This is a genomic window from Moellerella wisconsensis ATCC 35017 (genome assembly GCF_001294465.1).
Classification (GTDB): Bacteria; Pseudomonadota; Gammaproteobacteria; order Enterobacterales; family Enterobacteriaceae; genus Moellerella; species Moellerella wisconsensis.
Genome location: NZ_LGAA01000033.1, coordinates 1 through 1,190, shown reverse-complemented (window position 1 = coordinate 1,190; position 1,190 = coordinate 1). Strand labels below are relative to the sequence as shown.

Annotated in this window: 1 protein-coding gene; it reads left to right on the top strand. The window is 46.7% G+C overall.

Annotated features, from left to right (window positions below; all coding sequences use genetic code 11):
* Window positions 1-1,184: elongation factor Tu (tuf, locus tag M992_RS14215; RefSeq protein ID WP_053909186.1), on the top strand; the 1,184-nt coding region annotated here is incomplete at its 5' end.
* Window positions 1,185-1,190: the final 6 nt, after the last annotated feature.

Here is a 1,190-nt window from a genome sequence, read left to right as displayed (position 1 = left end):
TGTCTAAAGAAAAATTTGAACGTTCAAAACCGCACGTTAACGTTGGTACAATCGGCCACGTTGACCATGGTAAAACAACTCTGACTGCAGCTATCTCAACTGTATTAGCTAAAACTTACGGCGGTAGCGCTCGTGCATTCGATCAAATCGATAACGCACCAGAAGAGAAAGCACGTGGTATCACCATCTCAACTTCTCACGTAGAATATGATACTCCGTCACGTCACTATGCACACGTAGACTGCCCAGGACACGCCGATTATGTTAAAAACATGATCACCGGTGCTGCTCAGATGGACGGTGCAATTCTGGTTGTTGCTGCAACTGATGGCCCTATGCCACAGACTCGTGAGCACATCCTGTTAGGTCGTCAGGTTGGCGTTCCATACATCATCGTTTTCCTGAACAAATGTGACATGGTAGACGACGAAGAGCTGTTAGAACTGGTTGAAATGGAAGTCCGTGAGCTGCTGTCTCAGTACGATTTCCCAGGCGATGACACTCCAGTAATCCGTGGTTCAGCGCTGAAAGCTCTGGAAGGCGAAGCTGAGTGGGAAGCTAAAATCATTGAACTGGCAGAAGCACTGGATTCTTATATCCCAGAGCCAGAGCGTGACATTGATAAGCCATTCCTGTTACCAATCGAAGACGTATTCTCAATCTCAGGCCGTGGTACAGTTGTTACTGGTCGTGTTGAGCGTGGTATCGTTAAAGTCGGTGAAGAAGTTGAAATCGTTGGTATCAAAGATACCGTGAAAACAACATGTACTGGCGTTGAAATGTTCCGTAAACTGCTGGACGAAGGCCGTGCTGGTGAGAACGTTGGTGTTCTGCTGCGTGGTACTAAACGTGATGATATCGAACGTGGTCAAGTATTGGCTAAACCAGGTTCAATCACTCCGCATACAACTTTCGAATCAGAAGTTTATATCCTGAGCAAAGATGAAGGTGGCCGTCATACTCCATTCTTCAAAGGTTACCGTCCACAGTTCTACTTCCGTACAACTGACGTAACCGGTACTATCGAACTGCCAGAAGGCGTTGAGATGGTAATGCCAGGTGATAACATCAAAATGATCGTTACTCTGATCCACCCAATTGCAATGGATGCAGGTCTGCGTTTTGCAATCCGTGAAGGTGGCCGTACTGTAGGTGCGGGTGTTGTTGCTAGCATCATCAAGTAATAGCAT